This is a genomic window from Dechloromonas hortensis (genome assembly GCF_009469765.1).
In the GTDB taxonomy this organism is placed as follows: Bacteria; Pseudomonadota; Gammaproteobacteria; order Burkholderiales; family Rhodocyclaceae; genus Azonexus; species Azonexus hortensis.
Window position 1 is genome coordinate 407,705 of sequence record NZ_SSSQ01000002.1, and the last position, 25,623, is coordinate 433,327.

Below are 25,623 nucleotides of genomic sequence, written 5' to 3' on the forward strand. Positions count from 1 at the left end.
CTTTAGCCGAGGCCGAGAACTTCGGCCATGAAGCGGGCGACCGGCATGCGAAAACCGGCCGCATTGCGATGTCCACCGCCGCCGTAGCGGCTGGCGATTTCGGCGACGTCGAAGCCCCCCTCCGAGCGAAGCGAAACCTTGGCTTCGCCGTCGGCGGCCAGTTGCCAGATCAAGCCAAAAGTACCACTCTGCTGTGCCAGTTGATGGCCAAGTTCGGAGCTGAACAAGGCGCTGGTATTGATCGCAATGCCTTCGATGGCTCGCCAGCTGAGTTCGTTGTCGCTGATGATTGGCAGGCCATGGCGCGTTGCCTGCAGGGCGTCGACGGGTTCGCCGCGCAGGCGGGCCGGGCTGGGCAGGGTGCCATGGGCAAGTCGTTCGACTTCCTTCTGGAAGAACTGCTCGATGGCCTGGCCATTGCCGAGCATCTCCAGGTAGCGGGGCGTGTCCGCTGTTGCCGTCGCCTGCACCATGGCATCCCAGGTTTCCAACTCGAAGGGGAGCAGCCGCAGGGCGCGGCAAAAAGGACGCGTTGCCGGCAAGGCGAAGCGCCACAAGTCCTGATCTTCGATATGAGCCAGGGCAAGCGGGACGGGGGCCTCGTGAAAATATTCCCAGGCCAGCCGGGCGCCGGATTTGCCGAGATCGAAGATGACGCTGAGCGGCAGTGATGGGGCGTGAAATGAATGACTGCCGTCATCGGCTGGCTGCAGTTTGTCGGCCCAGGCGTGGCGGGCCGAGGCGTGGTGATCGATTTGGATGACTGCGTGGGCGAGCTTTGCCATACGCTCCAGGGTTTCTGGCGGGAAGGAAAAGTCGAGGATATAGACGGTATGCCCGGCGATCTCGTTCATTTCCCAGGCGGCGCCATGATGCATCGGGCAATAGCGGGCGGCACTGCCGAATCGCCGCCAGGCGGCATAGGCGGCGCCAAAGCCGTCAAGGCAGTCGGCGTGGTAGAGAATGCTGGTCGGCGTGTGTGCGGTCATGCGAACAGCTTCAGTAATGCGGTGGGAGTTCGTCGCGCAGGCTGAGCGCTTCGTTTGGCTGGGAGGTCTGCATTTGTTCGCGCAAGGCCCGCAGCTGGGAAATCAACAGGTCGATTTGCTGCTGCTGGCGAAAAATGGTGTGGTTAAGCTCGTCGATCATGTCTTCGGCGTAACTTATCTTGATCTCCAGCTCGGTAATTCGCGATTCCATTGGCAGTCCTGTTTCCTTAAAATTCATTGGCTTGAGGGGCGGAGTGTACTTGGCTTCACAACTTTTCGTGAAAAGTTGTTGACGGCTTTGGTGTTCAGTCTATAATGCGCACCTTCTGAAGGCGGTTAGCTCAGTTGGTTAGAGCGCCACGTTGACATCGTGGAGGTCGTTGGTTCGATTCCAATACCGCCTACCAAATTCCCGACGGAGCTGAATTGATGAATTTCCGAACTTGCACTGCAGTTCAGAAACACTAATCGAGTCAGCTTTCGTTCGACCAAAAAAGTGCGGCTCGCCCCGCACTTTTTTTTTGCCCAGAGATTTGCCATGCCTGATATCAAACTGCCTGATGGTTCCATCCGCTCCTTTGAGCAGCCGGTAACAATTGCTGAGGTTGCGGCAAGCATTGGTGCCGGTCTGGCCCGTGCAGCCTTGGCTGGCAAGGTTGATGGCGTGCTGGTTGATACTTCTTTCCTGATCGAAAAAGATGCCGATCTGGCGATCATCACGGATCGCGATGCCGAGGGTGTTGAGGTGATTCGTCACTCGACCGCTCACTTGCTGGCTTACGCCGTCAAGGAGTTGTTCCCGGAGGCGCAGGTGACGATCGGCCCGGTCATTGAAAACGGCTTCTATTATGACTTCGCTTACAAGCGCCCGTTTACCCCGGAAGATCTGGTGGCGATCGAAAAGCGGATGGCCGAACTGGCCAAGAAGGATATCCCGGTCAGCCGCGAAGTCTGGGCGCGTGACGACGCGGTCAAGTTCTTCCTCGATCTCGGCGAGAAATACAAGGCTGAGTTGATTGGTGCCATTCCGGCTGATCAGCAGGTTTCGCTGTATCGCGAAGGCGATTTCATCGACCTTTGCCGCGGTCCGCACGTGCCGACCACGGCCAAGCTGAAAGTCTTCAAGCTGATGAAGGTGGCTGGTGCCTACTGGCGCGGCGACCATCGCAATGAGCAGCTACAGCGCATCTACGGTACGGCCTGGGCCAAGAAGGAGGATCTCGAGGCCTATCTGCATATGCTGGAAGAGGCCGAGAAGCGCGACCATCGCCGCCTGGGCAAGCAATTCGATCTCTTTCACATGCAAGACGAGGCGCCCGGTCTGGTTTTCTGGCATCCGAAGGGCTGGGCGGTCTGGCAGGAAATCGAGCAGTACATGCGCGCCGTCTATCGCAACAACGGCTATCAGGAAGTGCGCTGCCCGCAGATTCTCGACAAGTCGCTGTGGGAAAAGTCCGGTCACTGGGAGCACTACAAGGACAACATGTTTACGACGGCCTCGGAAAACCGCGATTACGCGGTGAAGCCGATGAACTGCCCGGGGCATGTCCAGGTCTTCAATGCCGACCTCCGTTCCTACCGCGAACTGCCGCTGCGCTATGGCGAGTTCGGTTCCTGTCACCGTAATGAGCCGACCGGTGCGCTACATGGTCTGATGCGCGTGCGCGGCTTTGTGCAGGACGACGGTCATATCTTCTGTACCGAAGATCAGATCGAATCCGAGGTGACCGCCTTCAACGCGCTGGTCAAGAAAGTCTATGCCGATTTTGGCTTCAACGACGTCGCCGTCAAGTTGGCCTTGCGTCCGGAAAGCCGGGTTGGTTCGGATGAGGTCTGGGACAAGGCCGAGGATGCGTTGCGCCAAGGTTTGCGTGCTTCCGGGCTGGAATGGACGGAGTTGCCGGGCGAGGGGGCTTTCTACGGACCGAAAATCGAGTTCCATATCAAGGATGCCATCGGGCGCTCCTGGCAGTGCGGCACGATGCAGGTCGATTTCTCGATGCCGGGTCGTCTTGGCGCCGAGTATGTCGGGGCTGACGATACGCGCAAGGTGCCGGTGATGCTGCATCGTGCGATTCTTGGTTCGCTGGAGCGTTTTATCGGCATCCTGATCGAAAACTTCGCCGGCGCCTTGCCGCTCTGGCTGGCGCCGACTCAGGCCGTTGTCCTGAATATTTCGGAGAAGCAGGCGGATTACGCTGCCGAAGTCGCGCAAAAGCTACACCAAGCCGGCTTCCGGGCTGAGTCGGATTTGCGTAACGAGAAAATTACCTATAAAATTCGCGAACATAGCTTGAACCGGCTGCCTTATCAGCTTGTTGTGGGCGATAAGGAAAAAGCGGACGGACTGGTAGCCGTGCGTACTCGCGGTGGTCAGGATCTCGGGCAAATGTCCGTGGATGCACTGATCGAGCGACTTCAAGGCGAAGTCGCAGCGCGTAGTGGCACGGCTTAATTATTGTTGTTTTCGGGGGTTTCACCATAGCTCAGAACAAGGCGCATCGCCTCAACGAAGAAATTACGGTTCCGGAGATTCGTCTCCAGGGTTTGGAAGGTGAGCAGCTGGGTATCATGAGTATCCGCGCTGCCTTGCAGATGGCTGAAGAAGCTGGTGTCGATCTGGTTGAGATCGCCCCGGTTGCCAAGCCGCCGGTCTGTCGGATCATGGACTACGGCAAGTTCAAGTATCAGGAACAGAAACGTGCGCATGAGGCCAAGCTGAAGCAGAAACAGGTGCAGGTCAAGGAAGTCAAGCTGCGCCCGGGCACCGACGAAAACGACTACCAGATCAAGCTCCGGAATATGACTCGTTTCCTGGAAGAAGAAGACAAGGTCAAAGTGACTTTGCGCTTCCGGGGGCGTGAAATGGCGCATCAGGAATTCGGTATGCGCCAGCTCGAACGAATCAAGGCAGACCTCGAGGCCGTAGGCCAGGTCGAGCAGATGCCGAAGATGGAAGGTCGCCAGATGATCATGATCATCGCGCCTGCCAAGAAGAAAGTGTAATACGTAGTATCCATAAGTGCCTTCGGGTAGTGCAAGCGTTCCCGCCGGGAACCACCTGACAGCATGTCATTAAGGAGCATCTAAATGCCCAAAATGAAGACCAAGAGCAGCGCCAAAAAGCGTTTCTCGATCCGCGCCGGTGGTTCCATCAAGCGCGGTCAAGCCTTCAAGCGTCACATTCTGACCAAGAAGACCACCAAGGTGAAACGCCATCTGCGCGGTTCCGTCGAAGTTAACGCGCGCGATTCCGCTTCTGTCCGCGCCATGATGCCCTACGCATAAGGAGATAGCAGATGCCTAGAGTTAAACGTGGTGTAACGGCTCGCGCCCGTCACAAAAAGATTCTCGTTCAGGCCAAGGGTTACCGCGGTCGTCGCAAGAACGTATATCGCGTCGCCAAACAGGCGGTGATGAAGGCTGGTCAATATCAGTACCGTGACCGTCGTCAACGCAAACGCCAGTTCCGTGCCCTGTGGATCGCCCGTATCAATGCAGCAGCTCGCGAGCTGGGCATGAAGTACAGCACCTTCATGAATGGTCTGAAGAAGGCCAACATCGAAGTGGACCGCAAGGTTCTGGCCGACCTGGCTGTCTTCGATCAGCCGGCATTTGCTGCTCTGGCTGCTCAAGCCAAGGCAAAGCTCGGCGCCTGAGCGAAAGCGTAATTAAAAAAAGGAGGCGAAAGCCTCCTTTTTTGTTGGTGGATGTTTATGGACAATCTCGATCAAATCGTTAGCGAAGCCCAGTCGGCGTTTGCTGCCATCTCTGACCCGGATGCGCTGGAACAGGTAAAAGCCCGTTTCCTCGGCAAGAGCGGACAGATTACCGAACTTCTCAAAGGCTTGGGCAAATTGCCGCCGGAAGAGAAGAAAACTGCCGGTGCTACGATCAACGTTGCCAAGACGGCCGTTGAAGCTGCGCTCAACGAGCGTCGCGAAGCAATCCGCAAGGCCGCGCTGGAAGCGCGCCTGGCCGAAGAGGCACTGGATGTCACGCTACCCGGTCGCGCTGAAGCGCGCGGTGGTCTGCACCCGGTAACGCGCACGCTGGAACGGATCGAGTCCCTGTTCCGCTCCATCGGTTTCGAAGTGGCCGACGGTCCCGAGATCGAGGAAGATTTTTTCAATTTCACGGCCATGAACACGCCCGAGGATCATCCGGCGCGTTCGATGCACGACACCTTTTACCTGCAGAGCCCGGATGGCACGGTGGCCGACAAGGTGCTGCTGCGCACCCACACCAGCCCGATTCAGGCGCGTTACATGAAGGCGCACGTCGAGCGCTACGGTCAACTCGAGAAAATGCCCGAAATCCGCATCATTGCCCCGGGCCGGGTTTATCGAGTTGACTCCGATGCGACCCATTCGCCGATGTTCAATCAGGTCGAGGGCCTGTGGGTGGGCGAGGGGGTTTCCTTCGCCGACCTCAAGGGCGTCATCGCAGATTTCCTCAAGAGTTTTTTCGAGTCCGGCGACCTCAAGGTTCGCTTCCGCCCGTCTTTCTTCCCGTTCACCGAACCGTCCGCCGAAATCGACGTTGCCTTCATGAGCGGCCCGCTCGAAGGCCGCTGGCTGGAAATCGCCGGTTGCGGCATGGTGCATCCGGATGTGCTGCGTATCGCCGGCATTGATCCGGAAAAGTACACCGGCTTTGCCTTCGGCTTTGGCCAGGATCGCCTGACCATGCTGCGTTACGGCGTCAATGATCTGCGCCTCTTCTTTGAAGGCGACCTCCGTTTCCTGAGGCAATTCGCATGAAATTCTCCGAATCCTGGCTGCGTACCCTTGTCGACGCTCAGTTGTCGAGCGAGGAGCTTTCTCATCTACTGACCATGGCCGGCCTCGAAGTCGAGGGGCTGGAGCCGGTTGCACCCCAATTTAGCGACGTCGTCGTCGCCCAGGTGCTCGAAGTGGTCAAGCATCCGGATGCTGACCGTCTTAACGTCTGCAAGGTTGATACCGGTCGCGGCGAGCCGACAACCATCGTCTGCGGGGCACCGAATGTGGCTGTCGGCCTGCGCGTGCCGTGCGCTTTGCCCGGCGCCGAGTTACCCGGCAATTTTGTTATCAAAATCGCCAAGGTACGCGGGATCGAGTCCTCCGGCATGCTTTGTTCGGCCAAGGAGCTTGGTATTGCCGAAGAGGCTTCCGGCCTGCTGGTGCTACCGACTGATGCGCCTGTCGGCCAGTCGATCCGCGAATATCTCGATCTCGAAGACAATCAATTTGAACTCAAACTGACGCCGAATCGTGCCGACTGCCTGTCGTTGACCGGCGTGGCGCGCGAAGTCGCGGCCATTGCCGGCGCCCAGGCCAAACTGATCGAAGTGCCGGAGGTTGCGGCAAGCATCGCCGACCAGCGCGCCGTGGTGCTCGATGCGTCGGCTGCCTGCCCGCTCTATTTCGGCCGTGTGCTGAAGGGCGTCAATGCCAAGGCGGCGACCCCGGAATGGATGAAACGCCGCCTGGAGCGTAGCGGTATCCGCTCGATTTCGGCACTGGTTGACGTCACCAATTACGTGATGCTCGAACTCGGCCAGCCGCTGCATGCCTTCGACAACACCAAGCTCGAAGGCGCCGTGCATGCCCGCATGGCCAAGCCGGAAGAAAAGCTGCTGCTGTTGAACGAGCAGACCATCAATATCGATGCCGATATTCTGGTCATTGCCGACGATGCCAAGCCCTTGGCCATGGCCGGCATCATGGGCGGTGAGGAAAGCGGCATCACGCTGGAAACCAGTGAGCTGTTCCTCGAGTCGGCCTTCTTCGCACCGAAGGCGATTGCCGGTCGCGCCCGTCGTTACGGTTTCGGCTCCGATGCCTCGCACCGCTTTGAGCGCGGTGTTGATTTCGGTGGCGCTCGTCGTGCCATCGAGCGGGCTACGCAACTGATTATTGATATCTGTGGCGGGGCTGCAGGTCCGGTGGTCGAGGCCAAGGCAGAAATGCCGGCGCGCCAGCCGGTGCGCTTGCGCAGCGCACGGGCCAGTGCGGTGATCGGCATGGTCTTTTCGCCCGAACAGATCGCCGGCTTGTTCAACGGCCTGGGCTTGTCTTTCGTGCGCGAAGGCGACGATTTCCTGGTGACACCGCCGACCTGGCGCTTCGATATCGAGATCGAGGAAGACCTGATCGAGGAAATCGCCCGTCTGCACGGCTATGACAATATCCCGGCGCCGGCGCCGCGCGGCAATTTGAAAATGATGGTGCAGCCTGAAGCGCAACGTCCAGCGGCGCGCGTTCGCCAGTTGTTGGTTGATCGTGGCTATCAGGAAGTGGTCAATTTCGCTTTCGTCGAGGAGGCCTGGGAGGCCGATTTTGCCGCTAATGCCGACCTGATTCGCCTGGCCAACCCGATCGCCAGTCAGATGGCAGTCATGCGGTCGACGTTGTTTGGCGGCCTGATTTCCAATCTGGTGACCAATCTCAAGCGCAAGCAGAGCCGAGTTCGCCTGTTTGAAACGGGGCGTGCTTTTCAGCGCGTTTCGCTGGGCGTTCCGGTTGCCGGTTTTCTCCAGCCTTGGAAGCTGGCTGGCTTGGCGTACGGCGGTGCCTTGCCGGAAGGTTGGGGCAGCGGTGCACGCAAGGTCGATTTCTTCGATGTAAAGGGTGATATCGAGGCGCTGCTGGCGCCTGCTCAACTCCGTTTCGAAAGGCTGCAGCATCCGGCCTTGCACCCCGGTCGTGCGGCCAAGGTGCTGCTTGATGGTCGCGAGATTGGTTGCCTTGGTGAACTGCATCCCGAATGGGTGCAGAAGTACGATTTGCCGCAAGCGCCGGTTGTATTCGAGCTCGATTTTGACCTCGTGAAGGCGGTTCATGTGCCTTCTTATCTTGAGGTTTCAAAATTCCCGCCGGTGATTCGCGATCTGGCCATTGTTGTCGATCAGGGGCTTGTCTTGCAGGCCCTGCTCGATGGCCTGAAAGAGCAGTTGCCGGCTCTTGTACGGGACATTCAATTGTTCGATGTTTACGTTGGCAAAGGGGTGCCTGAAAACAAGAAAAGTCTTGCGTTCCGTATAGTTATGCAAGATACTCAACGCACTTTGCTAGATTCGGAAGTTGATGCTGCGATGCAGCAACTGGTGTCTTGTCTCGAACGGGCATTCGGTGCTCAACTGCGTGCCTGATGGATAAAACAACGATGACGCTCACCAAAGCCGAGCTCGCTGACCTTCTTTTTGAGAAGGTCGGTCTCAATAAGCGTGAGGCAAAAGATATGGTCGAGGCTTTTTTCGAAGAAATTCGTAATGCGCTGGAGACTGGCGACGGCGTCAAGCTGTCTGGTTTCGGTAATTTCCAGTTGCGCGACAAGCCTCAGCGCCCAGGGCGCAACCCAAAAACCGGTCAGGAAATTCCCATCACGGCTCGCCGGGTGGTGACTTTTCACGCCAGCCAAAAGCTGAAATCCGATGTTGAGCTAGCCTACGATGGAACAGCGGCATAAAGCCTCCGGCGGGGATGAACTCCCGCCCATTCCTGCCAAACGCTATTTCACCATTGGTGAAGTTAGCGAATTATGTGGCGTTAAACCCCATGTTCTGCGTTATTGGGAGCAGGAGTTCAATCAACTCAAGCCGGTAAAGCGGCGGGGGAATCGGCGCTATTACCAGCATCATGAGGTTTTGCTGGTTCGCCGTATTCGCGAGCTTCTTTATAATCAGGGTTTTACCATCAGCGGTGCTCGCAATCGACTGGATGATGGTCCGGCGGTTGAGGTTGCTGTCGTCGATAAACAGGATTCGTCAAGGATTGAAACGGGCCTGCGCGCAGAATTAATGTCAGTAATTGAAATGTTACGTCTTTGAATCCTGGTTATTTCAGGTATAATGCTTGGCTTGTCGGGGCGTAGCGCAGCCTGGTAGCGCACTTGCATGGGGTGCAAGGGGTCGCGAGTTCGAATCCCGCCGCCCCGACCAAATTAAATAACCGGCTTTTGCCGGTTTTTTAATTTTTAACGTTGAAAAATATATTAAGACAAATTAAATTGTTGCCACCTATTTAATTTCGGAGGTAATTATGGATTTGTCGACATTGTCTGTTCCCCAGTTGCGTGAATTGCAGCAACAAATTCCCGCCGAATTGAAGCGCCGCGAGGTTCAGGATAAAGCGAATATCCTGAATGAGGTTCGCGCTTTTGCCAAGGCCCGCGGTTATGCCATTGAGGACTTGCTGGGCAAGGAAGTCAAGGTCAAGACCGTTTCTTCCTCGGGCAATAAAGTTAAAGTCAAATATCGCCATCCGGAAAATCCTGAACTGGAATGGACCGGTCGTGGCCGTAAGCCGAAGTGGGTTGAGGCTTGGCTAGCCACTGGCGCCAGCATCGATAATCTATTGGTTTGATATATGCGTATCCTGCTCAGTAATGACGACGGTTATTTTGCACCCGGTTTAGCGGTACTGGCGGAAGCACTATCTGCCATTGGGGAGATCGTCGTCGTTGCTCCTGAGCAGAATCGAAGTGGAGCCAGTAACTCACTGACGCTTGATCGCCCATTGTTCTTGAAAAAGGCGGCCAGTGGTTTTCATTTTGTGAATGGTACCCCTACGGATTGCGTGCATCTGGCAGTGACCGGTATGCTGGATAGATTGCCGGACATTATTGTTTCGGGGATTAATCACGGTGCCAATATGGGCGATGACACCATTTATTCCGGTACGGTCGCCGCGGCAACCGAGGGTTTTTTGCTGGGAATTCCTTCCATTGCAATTTCGCTGACTAGTTTTGAAGGCAATAACTTCGAGACTGCCGGCCAGGTTGCCAGAGAGTTGGTCGAGCGCTTTATTCGCGACCCGATCAAAGAGCCGGTTTTGTTGAATGTGAATGTGCCGGATATTCCCTACGCAAATCTCAAAGGTATGGAAGTTACTCGGCTTGGTCGGCGTCACAAGGCAGAGCCTGTGGTGAAAATGACCTCGCCGCGCAAGGAGACGGTGTTTTGGGTAGGGGCGGCCGGTGCCGCAGCCGACGCCGGTCCAGGTACCGATTTCAATGCGATCGAGCGGGGCTGTGTGTCGATTACTCCGCTGCAGATCGATTTAACGCATTCGGCCCAGTTGCCTGCGATCCGTCGCTGGGTGCAATGAGTTCAAGCGTGCTTCGTGGTATCGGGATGACCTCGCAGCGGACGCGGGCGCGGATGATCGAGCGCCTGCGTGAAAAAGGCATCCGCCATGAATCGGTACTGGCGGCGATGGCCGCCGTGCCGCGCCATGTCTTTGTCGAGGAGGCTCTGGCCTCCCGCGCCTATGAAGATACGGCCTTGCCGCTCGGTATGGGGCAGACTATTTCGCAGCCCTACGTTGTCGCCCGGATGATCGAGTTGCTGCTCAATGGCCGTCCATCGTTGGGCAAAACGCTTGAAGTCGGGGCTGGCTGCGGTTACCAGGCAGCCGTGCTGGCGCAACTGACCAACGAGGTTTTTGCCGTCGAGCGCCTCGGGCCACTGCTCGAAAAAGCGAAAGCCAATATGCGGGCCTTGCAGCAATTCAATGTTCGTCTGAAACATGCGGATGGTCAGTTCGGCTTGCCTGAAGCGGGGCCGTTTGACAGTATCATTGTCGCAGCGGCCGGCATGCATGTGCCGCAAGCCTTGCTGGAACAACTGGCGCTCGGCGGCCGGCTGGTCTTGCCAGTCGGGACGTCAGAGCAGTATCTTAGCTTCATTGAACGAACGCCTCAGGGATACACCGAGACGCGGCTCGATGCCGTGCGGTTTGTCCCGCTTCTCGCAGGAACGCAATGATTCGAGCTTTTGTTTTTGTTCTCCCTTCTTTGTTGTTGGCTGGTTGTTTCTCTCAGCAACCGGCGCCTGCGGTCGACCGCAATTCGACGGCACAATCCCGCGCCGCCATGCCGGTTCAGCCGAGCGGGCCCGGTTATTACACGGTGAAGCGCGGCGACACCCTGTACCGGATTGCGCTGGAAAATGGTCAGGACTACAAGGACGTCGCGGCCTGGAACAATCTGATCAATCCTTCGGCGATCAAGGAAGGCCAGGTTCTACGGGTGGCACCGCCGGGCACGACCGAGGCTGGTGGCGCCGTGGTCAGCAAACCGATTGCCTCGGGTGGCGTCATCGAGTCGCGATCGCTGGATCAGCCGGTCAACGGCGCGCAGTCTTTGCCGGCTGACGGCATCAAGCGTGAGCCGCGGGTTGGCAAGGAACCGTATTCCGACGAGGCTTATGCCCGCCTGAACCGAATGACGGAGGCGGCCAAGCCGGTCGAGACCAAGGTGGAGCCGAAACCCGAGGTGAAACCGGAGCCGGCGCCTGCCGCAGCAACGGTTGCGGCTGGCCCGGATGATGTGCCATGGATCTGGCCTTCGGCGGCCAAGGTGGTGGCCCCGTTTAGCGAGTCGGCCAACAAGGGGCTGGATTTTGCCGGCAAGGCGGGCGACCCGGTGATTGCGGCCGGCGATGGCAAAGTCGTCTATGCCGGTGCCGGGTTGCGCGGTTATGGTGAACTCGTCATCGTCAAACACAATGCGACCTTCCTTTCCGCGTATGCCCACAATCGGAAAATTCTCGTCAAGGAAGGCCAGCAAGTGACGCGGGGCCAGCGAATTGCTGAAATGGGCAATACCGATGCGGATTCGGTCAAGTTGCATTTCGAAATTCGCAAGCAAGGCAAGCCGGTCGATCCTGCCCAGTACCTGCCCAAAAGATGAGCAGCGAGGCCGTGGAGGAGGATGAGTTCGAAGGGCAGCCGGATGACTCGGCGCTTCTTCCCGAGCCTGAGCCGGTGGCGCCCGAACTCGACCTGCTCGAGGATGTCACCCAGCTCTACCTGAATGAAATTGGCGCCAAGCCCTTGCTGACGCCGGCCGAAGAGGTGGCGACGGCGCGTCTGGTATGTACCGGCGATTTTGCGGCGCGCCAGAAAATGATCGAGCACAACCTCCGGCTCGTCGTGAATATTGCCAAGCATTATCTGAACCGCGGCATTCCCTTGCTGGATCTGATCGAGGAGGGCAATCTCGGGCTGATCCATGCCCTCGAGAAATTCGACCCGGAACGTGGCTTCCGCTTTTCGACCTATGCCACCTGGTGGATACGCCAGAGTATCGAGCGCGGCATCATGAACCAGTCGCGGACGATCCGTCTGCCGGTGCATGTCGTCAAGGAAATCAACGTCGTGCTGCGTGCCATGCGCCATCTGGAATCGGCCGAGCGGCGCGAGACGACCATCGAGCGGGTCGCGCTGCTGATCGACAAGCCGGCTGCCGAGGTGCGCCGTATCCTGTCGCTGAACGAACATATCGCCTCGCTCGATGCGCCGCTGGAAATCGACCCCGGCCACACGATGGCCGAATTGATTGCCGACGATACCGGGCGCGATCCCGAATCCTTGTTGCAGACCAGCGAGATCGGTGACCTGCTCGAGGACTGGCTGCGCCAGTTGACCGAGCGCCAGCGGGTGGTGATCGAACGCCGCTACGGCCTGAATGGGCAGGATATCGCGACGCTCGACCTGATTGCCGGCGATCTCGGCCTGACCCGCGAGCGGGTGCGGCAGATCCAGATGGAAGGTCTGGACCGGCTGCGCAAGATCATCAAGCGTGGCAATATTTCGCGGGATTCCCTGCTCTAGTTTGCTACCCGCTGCCGGGTAGTCTCTCTTCCTGAAATTGAACGGCGGTAGCCTTGATGTTGAAGCGTTTTCTCACGTCTCTCCTGGCATCGGTGGTCATGTCGATTTGTCTCACCTCACCGGCCTGGGCGGCGGAGAAGCGGGTGGCGCTGGTGATTGGCAATGCCAAATACCGTGATGCACCGCTCGGCAAAACACTCAACGACGCCCGCGACATGGCAAACATGCTGCGCCAGACAGGCTTTGAAGTCATCGAGTTGATTGACGGCACGCAGAAAGAGATGAATCAGGCGATTGCCAAATTCGGCGATCGGCTGAGCAGCGATGCCGTCGCCCTGTTCTATTACGCCGGGCACGGCATGCAGCTGCGTGGCAAAAATTACCTGATTCCGGTCGACGCGCAAATCACCAATGAAACCTCGATCCGCCTCGGGTCGGTCGATGTCGATGGCGTGCTGGATCAACTGGCCAGCAGCGACCTCAAGGTGATCATTCTCGATGCCTGTCGGAACAACCCGTTCGGGCGTCGCTTCCGCAGTCTCGGCGGCGGTCTGGCGCAGATGGATGCGCCGAAGAGAAGCCTGATCGCCTACGCAGCGGCTCCCGGCAAGACGGCGGTCGATGGCGATGGTCGCAACGGCCTGTTTACGCAGGAACTGCTCAAGCAGATACAGGTGCCCGGCCTGACCATCGAGCAGGTGTTCAAAAATGTCCGCCGCGAAGTGGCGCGGGCCACCCGTGATAAGCAGATTCCGTGGGAATCCTCGTCATTGACCGGCGATTTCTACTTCGTTCCGGCGACTCTGCCTGCCGCTGCTGCCGAGCCAACTGTGACGGATGAGGTCGAGGAGCAAGTGATTCGTACTGATAGTTTTACCGCGACCGGTAAGATGGTGCTGGATAAGGTAACCGGTGCGATGACCGGGGAGGGGCGGATCGCGTGGCTGAACGGCGATCATTACGAGGGCGCCCTGGTCAATGGCAAGAAGCAGGGGCGGGGCAGCTTCACCTGGGCGAATGGACAGCGTTACGACGGCGAGTGGTCCGAGGACCGGATCAATGGCGTGGGCACCTTGCACTACACCAATGGCGACCGCTACGAAGGCGAGTTCCGCAATGGCGAGCCGCACGGCAAGGGTACCTACACCCTGCACAACGGCGATGTCTATGTCGGCGCCTGGCTCAATGGCAACAAGCACGGCCAGGGGCGCTTGACCTGGGTGGGCGGCGATTATTGGGAAGGCGAATTCCGCGACGACCAGCCGACCGATAACGGCCGGCTGGTCTATGGCGATGGGGTTGGCGCCGCCGCCGAGCAAGCGGCAGAGCTGCCGCCGGCCGGCAAGACTGCCAAGCCGGCAGCCCGGACAAAGGCCAAATAGAACGGTTTACCGCAGCATTCGCTTGCGGATTTCCTCGGCCAGCTGGAAGACAGACATCGCGTAGAAGCTGGAACGGTTGTAGCGGGTAATGACGTAAAAGTTGTCGAAGCCGAGCCAGTATTCCGTCTCCCGACCCGGCGAGACGAGATCGATCAGCGCCACGGTAGTGGCTGGGTCGGCATCGCTGATCACCCCTTTGCTACTCAGTTCGGCGACTTTCAGGCTGGGGCGGAGGCCGGCTTCGAGCAGGCTGCGCTCCGGCTCGCCCTGGCTGCTCGCCGGCAAGGCGATGCCTTGCCCGGCCTGCCAGCCATGTTGTTCGAGAAAGCGGCCGACGCTGCCGATGGCGTCATCGACGCTATTGCTGAGGTCGACGCGCTGGTCGCCGTCGAAATCGACGGCGTAGCGGCGCTGGCTGCCCGGCATGAATTGCGGAATACCGATTGCACCGGCAAACGATCCCTTGACCGCCAATGGGTCGAGATTGTTTTCACGGGCGAGGAGCAGGAACTGCTCGAGTTCGGTGCGGAAAAACTCGGCCCGCGGCGGGTAATGGAAAGCCAGCGTCGCCAGTGCTTCGAGAACGCGGAAGCCGCCGGTGTTGCGACCGTATTCGGTTTCGACGCCGATGATGGCGACGATGATTTCCTCCGGCACGCCATACAGCGCGCGGGCCCGCGCCAGCTTGGCCTGGTTCTCCTGCCAGAAGCGGACGCCGCCGTCGATCCGGCGCTCATTCAGGAAGCGCGGCCGGTAGCGTTCCCAGGAGCGTTGCAGCGGCGACGTCGGTGGCTTGATCAGTTGCAGGACCTTGTTGTTCGGGCGGGTTTGCGCGAATTGGGCGAGCAGTTCGTCGGCATTGAAATCCTGGCGCTGTTCGAGGTCGCGGGCGAAATCGATGACCGCCTGTTCGCTGGCGAAGCTGGGCGGGGTCTGCGCGGCGCAGTTCAGGCTGGTCAAGGCCGCGCAAACGAGGGCGGCAAAGGTGTGCTTCAAGTTCATCTCCATCGGGGCAGTTGCGCGAGTGCCTCGCGCAGATTCTTCAGATTCTTCAGATTATTCGTTGGTCTACCGTAGCGGGCCTGCAGGTAGGCGTCGGCGACGCGGCGGAAAGCCTCGGCCAGTTCCGGCCTTTCCGCGTCCACGCGGCGGGCGATGGCCAGCGGCGTTTCCCAGGGGGCACAGTTTACTTGTCTTCGCGCCAACTGTCGCAAGGCCTTATGCCAAAGTCGAGTCGCCGGGTCGCGGCGTGGCCTTTGGTACAGGGTCCAGCCGGTGATGGCGACGAGCAGCAGGCCGCAGGCCAGGCCGAGGGCGATGGCCAGACTGCCCCAGTCGGTGTCGGGCAGGCCGAGCCGGGTCAGCAGTTCGCGCTGGCGCTGCGGGTCGTAGCCGAGAATCTGCTGGTTCCAGGCATTGTTGATGGCCTCCCAGCGGTGGCGCATGTCGCGCAGCCAGTCGGCCCGCAGCTGGATCAGGGCCGGCAAGGGTTCGCCGGCGGGCAGGGCGTCGGCAATACCGGTTTCGATACGGGCCGGGGCGACAACGGCGGTCGGGTCAACCCGTACCCAGCCCCTGGCCTCGAGCCAGACTTCGGCCCAGGCATGGGCGTCGGACTGGCGGACGACCAGATAGCCGTCGAGCGGATTGGCTTCGCCGCCCTGGTAGCCGCCGACGACACGGGCCGGAATGCCGGCGGCCCGCATCAGCACGACGAAGGCGGCGGCGTAGTGCTCGCAGAAGCCGCGTTTGGTCTGGAACAGGAACTGATCGATGCTGTTGTCGCCAAGCAGCGGCGGTTGCAGCGTGTAGGCGAAATCGCGGCTGCCGAACAGAGCGATCGCCTTGGCAATAATTGCAGCGGGTGTTTTTTCGCTGGCCTGCCATTGTCTGGCCAGGGCATGTGACTGTGGGTTGCGACCGGCCGGCAGTTGCAGGTTGCGGCGCAACACCGCGCTGTCTTCGCTGGCGTTGAAACGGTAGTCGAGGCTGGCGGCCAGACGAAAGCGCTGGCGCTGGGTGATCGGCTGGCGGACTCCTGCGGTCAACGTGCCGTTCAGGGCACTTTCCGCCGGCAGTCCGGTCGGGGCGTCGAGGGCCAGTAGCCAGCGCTGGTTGTGGGCTTCGAGCGTGGTTTCATAGCCGATCGGCGATGAAATGACTTCGACGCGCTCGGCAACGTGGCGGCCGGGAAAGGGGCGCCAGCTAGTGCCATCGAACTGTTCCATGACCGGGCCACGCCAGTAGAGCTTTTCCCTGGGCGGCAACGGCCCGTCGAAGCGGACGCGAAAGGCGATCTCGGCGCTTTGTGCGAGATTGGCGATGCTGCCCGGCGACATCGTTTCCGACAGGCCGGTCTTGCCGGCATGGGCATCCTGCGGCAAGCCCCAGAGCGGGCCGGAGATCCGTGGAAAGAGCAGGTAGAGCACCAGCATGAAGGGAACCGCTTGCAGGCTGAGTAGGGCAGCGTAACGCAGCGTCGCCCGCAGCGTGCTGGCCGGGCCGCCGTGCAGTCGGATCAGGGTGGCGGTGACCAGCCACATGGCCAGGAGTAGCCAGAGTCCGGTCGGAATGCTCTGCGAATAGAAATAATGGGTCAGTAGCAGGAAGTAGCCGAGCGTGACGACGACCATGCCGTCGCGCCGGCTTTTCAGTTCGAGCAGTTTCATGGCCATGAAAATGACCAGCATGGCAACGCCGGCATCGCGCCCGAAGAGGGTGCGGAATTCGACAAAGATGCTGCTGCAGGCAGCGATGACCAGCAGGATCAGCAGCCACCGCCCGGGCAGGCGTTGGTCCTTCCACCACAGCCAGGCCCCCCAGGCAAAGGTGAGGCCGGTAAGCAGGCTGAGCCAGGCCGCCTGGTGGGCGAAGTGCGGCAGCGTGGTGACAAGGGCGGCGGCAAATAGCCAAGGCACGGCTGTCCGATCCAGGGCCTGGCTGGCGGGCGTGCTCATGGCTGTACGAGGGCGAGGGCTTCGAGACAGCGCTGGCGCTGTTGTTCGCCGCCACCGGGCGGGATCTGCCGGTCGGGCAGGTGGAGGGCGTAGCGGGCGCCCGCCGCTTCGGCGGCCAGCACCCAGCCGCAGAGGATGGAGAGGCGGCTTTCCGTGCTTTGCGCCGGATCGGTCAGCGCCCAGTCCAGTTGCAGTTCAAGCTGGCCGCCGCCGGCGAATTGCTTGATCAGCAAGGGGCGGTTGCCGGTGTCGCGGGCGCTGGCTTTCCAGGCGACGTGGCGCGGCGAGTCGGCGGGCTGGCGTTCGCGAAAACCGGCGAAATCCTCCTGGCCGCCATCGCCGCTCCTTTCGCCGGGATTGGGTGTCGAGCTGACGGCGGGCAGCGGCGAGGCTAGCGGTTGCGGGTACACCAGGCAGCGCATGGCCGGCTGCAGGTAGCACCAGGCGTAGAACAGGCCGAGCGGATAGCGGGTGGACAGCTTCACCCTGGGCAGCGCCAGCCAGCCGCGCCGTGTTGCCGTGACCGGAATGGCGATTTTTGTGCTTTCCAGGGCGTCGACCGCAGCCATCACCGTTTTGCCTTCTTCGACACCCAGTTCCAGCGCCAGGCGCGGGGAGCTGCGGTCATTGCCCAGCGTCAGCTGGAAGAGGGCGGTTTCGCCGACAAAAATCGGCTCGCAGCGGCCCGGCGTGATCAGCATGCCATACTGGTTGCGAAAGGTATGCACCATGCCGGTCAGGCCCAGTCCGGCGAGCAGGAAAACCAGCGCGTGGCCGAGGGCGAGCGTGTAGTTGATCGCCCCGAGCAGCATGACGATCAGGGCCAGTGCGAAGAGCAGGCCGCCGCGCGACGGGATGATGAAGATGCGCCGCTGGCAGAGCCGGAAGGGGGCGCTGCCGTCACTTTGCCAGCGGAAAAGCTGCTGCTTCAGGGTTGCGAAAATGCCCACGGCAGATCAGGGGATGGCGACGCTGCGGATCAACAGGGCGATCTCCTCGGCGCTGGCGTAACCGCCGCCCTGGGCCGAGCGCAGCCGATGGCGGGCAACGGCCGGCAGGACAGCCTGGACATCGTCGGGCAGCACCATGTCGCGGCCACTCAGCCAGGCCCAGGCGCGTGCGGCGGCGAGCAAGGCCAGCCCGGCGCGGGGCGACAGGCCGTGCTGGAACGCCGGGTTCTGCCGGGTGGCGTCGATCAGCGCCTGAACGTAATCGATCAGCGGCTCGGCGGCATGAATGCCGGCCACTTCCCGCTGCAGGGCGGGCAGGTCGTCGGCGCTGAGTTGGGCCGGTAATTGATCGGCCTGCACGCGCTGACTGCCGGCGGCAAGCAGGGCACGCTCGGCGCTGCGCTCCGGGTAGCCGAGTTCGATGCGCATCAGGAAGCGATCGAGCTGCGACTCGGGCAGCGCAAAGGTGCCGATCTGATGGGCCGGGTTTTGCGTCGCGATGACGAAGAAGGGGCGCGGCAGATCGCGGGTCTGGCCCTCGCTGGTCACCTGACCTTCCTCCATCGCTTCAAGCAGCGCGCTCTGGGTTTTCGGCGTGGCGCGGTTGATCTCGTCGGCCAGCACCAGTTGGGCGAAGACCGGACCGGGCAGAAAACGGAATTCGCTTTTCTCGCGGTCGAAGATGGAGACGCCGGTAATGTCGGCCGGCAGCAGGTCGCTGGTGAACTGGATGCGCGAAAACTGCAGGCCGAGCAGCCGGGCCAGGGCGTGGGCCAGTGTCGTTTTGCCCATGCCGGGAAGGTCTTCGATCAGCAGATGTCCGCCGGCCAGCAGGCAGGCCAGCGCCTGGCGAATTTCGGTGTCCTTGCCGAGAATGACCCGGCCGGCAGCGGCCAGGACGCCGTCGAGGGGGCGCGGGTGGCCCGCGAGAATGGATAGTTTGCTTCCGAGCATCGTCAAGTCTCACAAAATCTGTCAAACCGATTCTAATGCTTGAAGCAGCGCGCTGAATCGGACGATAATGACATTTCGACGTGCGCCGCCTGGCGCGCCGGCTCGGAGAGAGAGAACAAGTGACAACCACTGCCTTCATAACCCATCGCGACTGCCAGTTGCACGACATGGGGTCGCATCACCCGGAATGCCCGCAACGTCTTACCGCCATCAACGATCACCTGATTGCCCAGGGCATCGATGCCTATTTTGTTTATTACGATGCGCCGCTGGCCACTTTCGAGCAGTTGTTGCGCGTCCATCCGGCCTCGCATCTTGAACGCATCAAGCGCGCCTCGCCGGAGCTCGGCGTCGTCCATCTCGATCCCGATACCGCGATGAATCCGCATACCTGGCAGGCCGCACTGCGCGCTGCGGGGGCCGGTTGCCTGGCGGTCGACCTGGTCGTCAACAAGGAGGTCGAAAACGCTTTCTGCGCGGTCCGCCCGCCCGGCCACCATGCCGAAAAAGCCAACCCGATGGGCTTCTGTTTCTTCAACAACATCGCGGTTGCCGCCCGCCATGCCATCAAGGCACATGGTCTGGAGCGCGTCGCCATCATCGACTTCGACGTGCACCACGGCAACGGTACCGAAGACTGTTTTGCCGGTGACGAACAGGTCCTGATGTGCAGCATTTTCCAGCACCCGTTCTACCCCTACAGCGGCGCCGACAAGCCCGCCGCCAACATGTGCAACGTGCCGCTGGCCGCCGGTTCCGGCGGCGAAGAGTTCCGTGATGCCGTGCTGCAGGTGTGGACGCCGCGCCTCAAGGAATTCAAGCCGCAGATGATCTTCATCTCGGCCGGTTTCGACGGCCATTACGAGGACGACATGGGCGGCCTCAAGCTGGTCGAGAAGGATTTCGCCTGGTGCACCGAGCACCTGAAAAAGCTGGCTGCCGAAATGTGCGACAAGCGCATCGTTTCCATGCTCGAAGGTGGCTATGTCATGACCTCGCTGGCGCGCAGCGTTGGCGCCCATTTGCGCGTTCTGGGCGATCTCTGAAATTCGTTTTCTTCGGAAAAAGTGCCGGGTGAGGTAAAATCCCGCGCTCTTTTTCATGTTTCCAACGTTTAACCGGACAAATCCATGGCGTTGATTGTTCAGAAATACGGCGGCACTTCGGTCGGTAATCCCGAGCGCATCAAGAACGTCGCCAAGCGTATTGCCAAGTTCCAGGCCCAGGGCCATCAGGTGGTGGTGGTTGTCTCTGCGATGAGCGGTGAAACCAACAAGCTGATCGCGCTGGCCAAGGAAGTTCAGGCCAACCCCGATCCGCGCGAGCTGGATGCCATCATGTCCACCGGCGAACAGGTCACCACCGGCCTGCTCTCCATGGCGCTGATGGATATCGGCTGCAAGGCCAAGAGCTACACCGGCGGCCAGGTCAAGGTGCTGACCGACAGCACGCACACCAAGGCGCGCATCCTGTCGATCGACGAATCCAACATGCGGCGCGATCTCGATGCCGGCCATGTCGTGGTTGTCGCCGGTTTCCAGGGCGTCGACGAGCATGGCAACATCACGACGCTCGGTCGTGGCGGTTCTGATACCTCGGGCGTGGCGCTGGCCGCCGCGCTGAAGGCCGACGAGTGCCAGATCTATACCGACGTCGATGGCGTCTACACCACCGACCCGCGTGTCGTGCCGGAAGCCAAGAAGCTCGATACCATCACCTTCGAGGAAATGCTGGAAATGGCCAGCCTCGGCTCCAAGGTGCTGCAGATCCGCTCGGTCGAATTCGCCGGCAAGTACAAGGTCAAACTGCGCGTTCTTTCCAGCTTCCAGGACGAAGGGGAAGGCACGCTGATCACTGTTGAGGAAGACAAGAACATGGAACAACCGATCATCTCCGGGATCGCTTTCAATCGCGACGAAGCCAAGCTGACCATGCTCGGCGTACCGGACACCCCGGGCATCGCCTACCAGATCCTGGGCGCCATCGCCGACGCCAACATCGACGTCGACATGATCATCCAGAACGTCGGCCACGACGGCACCACCGATTTCTCCTTCACCGTCAACCGCGGCGAATTCGCCAAGGCACAGGGCATCCTCGAAGGCGTCAAGGCCAAGCTGGGCGCTCGTGAAGTGACCGGCGACAACAAGATCTGCAAGGTCTCCGCCGTCGGCGTCGGCATGCGCTCGCACCCGGGCGTCGCCAGCCAGATGTTCAAGGCGCTGGCTGACGAAGGCATCAACATCCAGATGATCTCGACCTCCGAGATCAAGATTTCCGTCGTTCTCGACGAGAAATATCTGGAACTGGCCGTCCGCGTGCTGCACCGTACTTTCGGTCTTGATCAGTAAGGTTTGACCAAACGGCGCGGAGGCTATATCATCCGCGCCTCGTTGAAGGCAGGAACGGAGACGTGGCCGAGAGGTCGAAGGCACTCCCCTGCTAAGGGAGCATGCGGGCAAAACCTGCATCAAGGGTTCGAATCCCTTCGTCTCCGCCAAAATGTTTGGTGAAACCTGCCGGCAACGAATTAGATGACCCCGCACAGCGCAAGCTAGGCGGGGTTTTTCTTTTTGGGTCTATGGTTCCGCTGTGCTGAAAACGAAGACTTGAGCCGTTTCAGAATTTTCCTACCCGGAGTCGGGAAGTTTCTGACTTCGCTGGTCACGCCGTTTGTCTATCTTTACTCCCCGAGATATCACCAATGAATCCGAGGAGACAAAAATGGCATTCGATTCCGTAGCGGTTACCCCGTCAGCCTATACCTATCCGCTGCTCATCAAGCAGCTCCTGCACACCCCGCTGGCCACGTCGCTCGATCAGGAAATCGTCTATCGCGACAAGTGTCGCCTGACCTACCGCGACCTTTCCCAGCGGATTGGCCGCCTGGCCAATGCGCTGACTCGCCAGGGCGTCGCCGCCGGTAACACGGTCGCAGTGATGGACTGGGACAGTCATCGCTATTTGGAATGTTTCTTCGCCGTACCGATGATGGGCGCGGTGCTGCAGACGGTGAATATTCGGCTCTCGCCGGAACAGATCTTGTACACGCTGAACCACGCCAAGGCTGATGTCGTGCTGGTGAACGCCGAGTTCATCCCGATGCTGTCGATCATCAAGGACCAGCTGGAAACGGTGAAGAAATTCATCCTGATCAGCGACGACGGCGCCGATCTCGCGTCGTTCAAGGTGCCCTACGCTGGTGAGTACGAGGCTTTGCTGGCCGCCGAATCGGCCAGCTACGACTTCCCGGACTTCGACGAAAACACGCGGGCCACGACTTTCTACACTACGGGCACGACCGGCTTGCCGAAGGGGGTCTACTTCAGCCATCGCCAACTCGTGCTGCACACCCTGGCGGTGGCAGCCCATCTCGGCACGGCGCCGGGGCAGGGGCGGCTACATCGCGACGACGTGTACATGCCGATCACCCCGATGTTCCACGTCCATGCCTGGGGGCTGCCCTACATCGCCACCATGCTTGGCGTGAAGCAGGTTTATCCGGGGCGCTATGCGCCGGATACGCTGGCCCAGTACATCCACAACGAGAAGGTGACGTTCTCGCACTGCGTGCCGACCATCCTGCACATGCTGCTGTCGAGCAGTGTTGCCAAGGATGTCGATTTCTCGAACTGGAAAGTCATCATCGGCGGCGCCGCCTTCCCCAAAGGCATGGCGGCGATGGCGCTGGCCCGTGGCATTGACGTCTTTGCCGGCTACGGCATGTCGGAAACCTGCCCGATCCTGACCATCGCCCGCCTGCCGTCCGAGATGGCCGAGGCCGAGCTCGACGTCCAGGCCGACCAGCGCATCAAGACCGGCTACCCGATTCCGCTCGTCGATCTGCATACCGTCGATGGCGACATGGTCGATACGCCGCGTGACGGCAAGAGCGCCGGCGAGATTGTCGTCCGTGCGCCGTGGCTGACCATGGGCTATCTGAACAATCCGGCGGCTTCCGAGGACCTCTGGGAAGGCGGCCACCTGCATACCGGCGATATCGGCGTCATTGACGCCAAGGGCTGCCTGCAGGTGACCGACCGCCTGAAGGATGTGATCAAGACCGGTGGCGAGTGGGTGTCGTCGCTGGAAGTGGAAAACATCGTCTCGCAGCACCCGGCGGTCAATGAAGTCGCCGTGATCGGCGTCAAGGACGACAAATGGGGTGAGCGGCCGATGGCGCTGATCGTTCTCAAGGAAGGGCTGAGCGCTTCGGTCGATGAGATCAAGGCTCACGTGATGAAATTTGCCGAAACCGGCCACGTCTCGCGCTATGCCGTGCCCGACCAGGTGCGTTTCGTCCAGTCGCTGGCGCGGACCAGTGTCGGCAAGATCAACAAGAAGGCCATTCGCGAAGAAATCGCGGTTTGACTGACGTTTTTCGGGAGTTTCAAGTGAGCCAGTTGCATGTGAAGAAAGCCGCCGTCCTCGGGGCCGGCGTGATGGGGGCGCAGATTGCGGCGCACCTCGCCAATGCCGGCGTGCCGGTCGTCCTGTTCGACCTCGCCGCCAGGGAAGGCGACAAGAACGGCATCGTCAGGAAGGCGCTCGACGGCCTGAAGAAGCTCGACCCGGCGCCGCTGGCCAACCGGGCGGTGCTCAAGCAGATCGATGCGGCCAATTACGACGAGCATCTGCATTTGCTCGCCGGCTGTGACCTGATCATCGAGGCGATCGCCGAGCGCATGGACTGGAAGAACGACCTCTACGCCAAAATCGCCCCGTTTTTGTCGTCGACCGCAATCATCGCCTCGAATACCTCGGGCCTGTCGATCAACGCGCTGGCCCAAGGCTTGCCGGCCGCTGTCCGGCCGCGTTTCTGCGGCATCCATTTCTTCAATCCGCCGCGCTACATGCGCCTGGTCGAAATCATCGGCACCGAGACGACCGATGCCGCCACCCTCGATGCGCTGGAAACCTGGCTCACTTCGCGGCTCGGCAAGGGCGTCGTGCGGGCGCTCGATACCCCGAATTTCGTTGCCAACCGGATCGGCGTCTTCTCGATTCTGGCGGTGATGCACCACACGCAGCGCTTCGATCTCGGCTTCGACACGGTCGACGCGCTGACCGGCCCGAAAATCGGCCGCCCGAAGAGCTCCACCTATCGCACGGCCGATGTCGTCGGCCTCGATACCCTGGCCCATGTCGTGCGGACGATGCAGAACACCTTGCCGGACGATCCCTGGCACAGCCATTTCCAGGCACCGACCTGGCTCGATCAGCTGATCGAAAAAGGAGCCCTTGGTCAGAAAACCAAGGGCGGTATCTTCCGCAAGGTCGGCAAGGAAATTCATGTCCTTGACTTGGGCCAGCAGGATTACCGGCCTTCGGCCGGCGAAGTGAGTGCCGAAGTGGCTGCCATCCTGCAGGAAAAGAACCCGGCCGTCCGCTTCGCCGCCCTGCGTGCTTCGCAGGATCCGCAGGCGCGCTTCCTGTGGGCGATCTTCCGCGATGTTTTCCACTATGCGGCGGTGCAACTCGAGTCGGTCGCCGACAACGCCCGCGATCTCGATTTTGCCATGCGCTGGGGCTTCGGCTGGACGCAAGGGCCGTTCGAAACCTGGCAGGCGGCGGGGTGGTCCGAGATCGCCCAAGGCATCGCGGCCGACATCGCCGCCGGCCTGACGATGAGTGCCGCACCCTTGCCAGCCTGGGTGCTGGATGGGCGCGATGGCGTGCATACGGCGGCCGGTTCGTGGTCGGCCCGCCGCCAGGTCTATGTCGCGCCGTCGACGCTGCCGGTCTATCGGCGCCAGCTGTTCCCCGAACGGGTGCTCGGCGCCGGTGGCGTCGGCCCGGAACAGGCCGGCGAGACGCTGTATGAAAACGACGGCGTGCGTCTGTGGACGATGCCGGCGGTCGACGCCGGGATTGGCATCATTTCCTTCAAGACCAAGATGCACACCATCGGCAGCGAAGTGGTTAGCGGCCTGATGGCAGCGATCAGCCAGGCGGAAGCCAGCCTGGCCGGTTTGGTGATCTGGCATCAGGCACCTTTTGCCGTCGGGGCCAATCTGGCCCAGGTCGGCGAGGTGGTTGCCAAGGGCGATTTCGCGCTGCTCGAAACGTATGTCGAAGCCTTCCAGCGCACGGCGCTGGCCATCAAGTATGCCCAGGTCCCGGTGGTCGCGGCAGTTCAGGGCATGGCCCTGGGCGGCGGTTGCGAGTTTGCGCTGCATGCGGCGCGCCGGGTGCTGGCGCTGGAAAGCTATGTCGGTTTGGTCGAGGTCGGCGTCGGCCTGATTCCGGCCGGCGGTGGCAGCAAGGAATTCGTGCTGCAGGCGGCCGCCTGGGCCGGCCGCACGGCGACGCCGAACGAGTTGATGGCTTTCCTGCAGCCGGTGTTCATGAACATAGCCACGGCCAAGGTTTCGAAGAGCGCGCATGAAGCGGTCGATTATGGTTTTGCCCAGGCGACCGACACCATCCTGTTCCATCCCGATGAACTGCTCTACGTCGCCATCCGCGAAGCACGGGCGCTGGCCGAGGCCGGCTATGCCCCGAAACCGATGGCGCGGGGCATTCCGGTGGCCGGCCGGGCCGGCATCGCGACGCTGGAGATGACGCTGGTCAACATGCGCGATGGCGGCATGATCTCGGCCTACGACTACCAGGTGGCGAGGGCGGCGGCCGTCGCGCTGTGCGGCGGTGAGATCGATGCCGGCAGCCTGGTCGACGAGGAATGGCTGCTCGCCGTCGAGCGCCGCCTGTTCGTCGGCCTGCTGAAGAACCCCGAAACCCAGGCCCGGATCAAGCACACGCTCGAAACCGGCAAGCCGCTGCGCAACTGA

General features: G+C 60.7%; 24 protein-coding genes and 3 tRNA genes. 21 read left to right on the top strand and 6 right to left on the bottom strand.

All coding sequences use genetic code 11. From position 1 onward, the window contains the following. Nucleotides 1–2 precede the first annotated feature (2 nt). A complete protein-coding gene (locus GH663_RS05210) occupies nt 3–989 on the bottom strand; it encodes a DHH family phosphoesterase (RefSeq protein WP_153130615.1) in 987 nt (328 codons plus the stop codon). A 10-nt stretch (nt 990–999) separates the two neighbouring features. Further along, the gene (locus GH663_RS05215; protein ID WP_153130616.1) at nt 1,000–1,200 is read right to left on the bottom strand and encodes a SlyX family protein; all 201 of its coding nucleotides are present in this window, start codon (nt 1,198–1,200) and stop codon (nt 1,000–1,002) included. 119 nt (nt 1,201–1,319) lie between these two features. On the opposite strand from GH663_RS05215, the gene GH663_RS05220 reads away from it, so the two are divergent. From GH663_RS05220 to GH663_RS05295, 16 genes are all read left to right on the top strand, one after another. Next, nucleotides 1,320–1,396: transfer RNA gene (locus GH663_RS05220), tRNA-Val, on the top strand. Nucleotides 1,397–1,527: 131 nt separating this feature from the next. After that, nucleotides 1,528–3,444, top strand: a complete 1,917-nt coding sequence (gene thrS / locus GH663_RS05225) for a threonine--tRNA ligase (protein WP_153130617.1) — start codon at nt 1,528–1,530, stop codon at nt 3,442–3,444. Between the two features lie 26 nt (nt 3,445–3,470). Further along, nucleotides 3,471–3,995 carry a translation initiation factor IF-3 gene (infC, locus tag GH663_RS05230; RefSeq protein ID WP_083518134.1) on the top strand — a complete coding sequence of 175 codons (525 nt, stop codon included), beginning with the start codon at nt 3,471–3,473 and terminating at the stop codon, nt 3,993–3,995. Nucleotides 3,996–4,079: 84 nt separating this feature from the next. After that, on the top strand, nt 4,080–4,277 hold the full coding sequence (gene rpmI / locus GH663_RS05235) for a 50S ribosomal protein L35 (protein ID WP_066879703.1): 198 nt from the start codon (nt 4,080–4,082) through the stop codon (nt 4,275–4,277). 11 nt (nt 4,278–4,288) lie between these two features. Continuing rightward, on the top strand, nt 4,289–4,648 hold the full coding sequence (gene rplT, locus GH663_RS05240; RefSeq protein WP_066879706.1) for a 50S ribosomal protein L20: 360 nt from the start codon (nt 4,289–4,291) through the stop codon (nt 4,646–4,648). Between the two features lie 57 nt (nt 4,649–4,705). Beyond that, entirely contained in the window at nt 4,706–5,752 is a 1,047-nt protein-coding gene (pheS, locus tag GH663_RS05245; protein ID WP_153130618.1) for a phenylalanine--tRNA ligase subunit alpha, read from the top strand. Further along, nucleotides 5,749–8,124 carry a phenylalanine--tRNA ligase subunit beta gene (pheT, locus tag GH663_RS05250; RefSeq protein ID WP_153130619.1) on the top strand — a complete coding sequence of 792 codons (2,376 nt, stop codon included), beginning with the start codon at nt 5,749–5,751 and terminating at the stop codon, nt 8,122–8,124. Before pheS ends, pheT begins: the two co-directional genes overlap by 4 nt. A gap of 14 nt (nt 8,125–8,138) precedes the next feature. Next, on the top strand, nt 8,139–8,441 hold the full coding sequence (locus GH663_RS05255) for an integration host factor subunit alpha (protein ID WP_066880234.1): 303 nt from the start codon (nt 8,139–8,141) through the stop codon (nt 8,439–8,441). Next, nucleotides 8,425–8,802 (top strand): MerR family transcriptional regulator, encoded by a 378-nt coding sequence (locus GH663_RS05260; RefSeq protein ID WP_153130620.1) that lies wholly within the window; start codon nt 8,425–8,427, stop codon nt 8,800–8,802. The genes GH663_RS05255 and GH663_RS05260 overlap by 17 nt, the downstream gene beginning before the upstream one ends. Before the next feature lie 34 nt (nt 8,803–8,836). Beyond that, nucleotides 8,837–8,913, top strand: a tRNA-Pro gene (locus GH663_RS05265). A 100-nt stretch (nt 8,914–9,013) separates the two neighbouring features. Beyond that, entirely contained in the window at nt 9,014–9,337 is a 324-nt protein-coding gene (locus GH663_RS05270; RefSeq protein WP_153130621.1) for an H-NS histone family protein, read from the top strand. A gap of 3 nt (nt 9,338–9,340) precedes the next feature. Further along, complete coding sequence (gene surE, locus GH663_RS05275; protein ID WP_153130622.1) at nt 9,341–10,081, top strand: 5'/3'-nucleotidase SurE; 741 nt, start codon at nt 9,341–9,343, stop codon at nt 10,079–10,081. Beyond that, on the top strand, nt 10,078–10,740 hold the full coding sequence (locus tag GH663_RS05280) for a protein-L-isoaspartate(D-aspartate) O-methyltransferase (protein ID WP_083518136.1): 663 nt from the start codon (nt 10,078–10,080) through the stop codon (nt 10,738–10,740). The genes surE and GH663_RS05280 overlap by 4 nt, the downstream gene beginning before the upstream one ends. Before the next feature lie 107 nt (nt 10,741–10,847). Continuing rightward, the gene (locus GH663_RS05285) at nt 10,848–11,666 is read left to right on the top strand and encodes a peptidoglycan DD-metalloendopeptidase family protein (RefSeq protein ID WP_246181502.1); all 819 of its coding nucleotides are present in this window, start codon (nt 10,848–10,850) and stop codon (nt 11,664–11,666) included. Then, on the top strand, nt 11,663–12,589 hold the full coding sequence (rpoS, locus tag GH663_RS05290; RefSeq protein ID WP_153130624.1) for an RNA polymerase sigma factor RpoS: 927 nt from the start codon (nt 11,663–11,665) through the stop codon (nt 12,587–12,589). The genes GH663_RS05285 and rpoS overlap by 4 nt, the downstream gene beginning before the upstream one ends. Before the next feature lie 98 nt (nt 12,590–12,687). After that, nucleotides 12,688–13,971 (top strand): caspase family protein, encoded by a 1,284-nt coding sequence (locus GH663_RS05295; protein WP_170291342.1) that lies wholly within the window; start codon nt 12,688–12,690, stop codon nt 13,969–13,971. Between the two features lie 6 nt (nt 13,972–13,977). Here GH663_RS05295 and mltB read toward each other — a convergent pair whose 3' ends face one another. The 4 genes from mltB to GH663_RS05315 are packed head-to-tail and all read right to left on the bottom strand — an operon-like array spanning nt 13,978 to nt 18,832. Continuing rightward, nucleotides 13,978–14,973 (bottom strand): lytic murein transglycosylase B, encoded by a 996-nt coding sequence (mltB, locus tag GH663_RS05300; protein ID WP_246181514.1) that lies wholly within the window; start codon nt 14,971–14,973, stop codon nt 13,978–13,980. Further along, on the bottom strand, nt 14,970–16,928 hold the full coding sequence (locus tag GH663_RS05305; RefSeq protein ID WP_153130627.1) for a transglutaminase TgpA family protein: 1,959 nt from the start codon (nt 16,926–16,928) through the stop codon (nt 14,970–14,972). The genes mltB and GH663_RS05305 overlap by 4 nt, the downstream gene beginning before the upstream one ends. After that, a complete protein-coding gene (locus GH663_RS05310) occupies nt 16,925–17,878 on the bottom strand; it encodes a DUF58 domain-containing protein (RefSeq protein WP_153130628.1) in 954 nt (317 codons plus the stop codon). Before GH663_RS05310 ends, GH663_RS05305 begins: the two co-directional genes overlap by 4 nt. Nucleotides 17,879–17,884: 6 nt before the next feature. Next, nucleotides 17,885–18,832, bottom strand: a complete 948-nt coding sequence (locus GH663_RS05315) for an AAA family ATPase (RefSeq protein WP_153130629.1) — start codon at nt 18,830–18,832, stop codon at nt 17,885–17,887. A gap of 119 nt (nt 18,833–18,951) precedes the next feature. On the opposite strand from GH663_RS05315, the gene GH663_RS05320 reads away from it, so the two are divergent. From GH663_RS05320 to GH663_RS05340, 5 genes are all read left to right on the top strand, one after another. Beyond that, nucleotides 18,952–19,878, top strand: coding sequence for a histone deacetylase family protein (locus GH663_RS05320; protein ID WP_066879738.1), 927 nt, complete (start codon nt 18,952–18,954; stop codon nt 19,876–19,878). A gap of 84 nt (nt 19,879–19,962) precedes the next feature. Then, entirely contained in the window at nt 19,963–21,183 is a 1,221-nt protein-coding gene (locus GH663_RS05325; protein ID WP_066879741.1) for an aspartate kinase, read from the top strand. Nucleotides 21,184–21,239: 56 nt separating this feature from the next. Then, nucleotides 21,240–21,332 (top strand) — tRNA-Ser (locus tag GH663_RS05330). Nucleotides 21,333–21,556: 224 nt separating this feature from the next. Continuing rightward, nucleotides 21,557–23,203, top strand: coding sequence for a fatty acid--CoA ligase (locus GH663_RS05335; RefSeq protein ID WP_153130630.1), 1,647 nt, complete (start codon nt 21,557–21,559; stop codon nt 23,201–23,203). Nucleotides 23,204–23,226: 23 nt separating this feature from the next. Continuing rightward, complete coding sequence (locus GH663_RS05340) at nt 23,227–25,623, top strand: 3-hydroxyacyl-CoA dehydrogenase/enoyl-CoA hydratase family protein (protein WP_153130631.1); 2,397 nt, start codon at nt 23,227–23,229, stop codon at nt 25,621–25,623.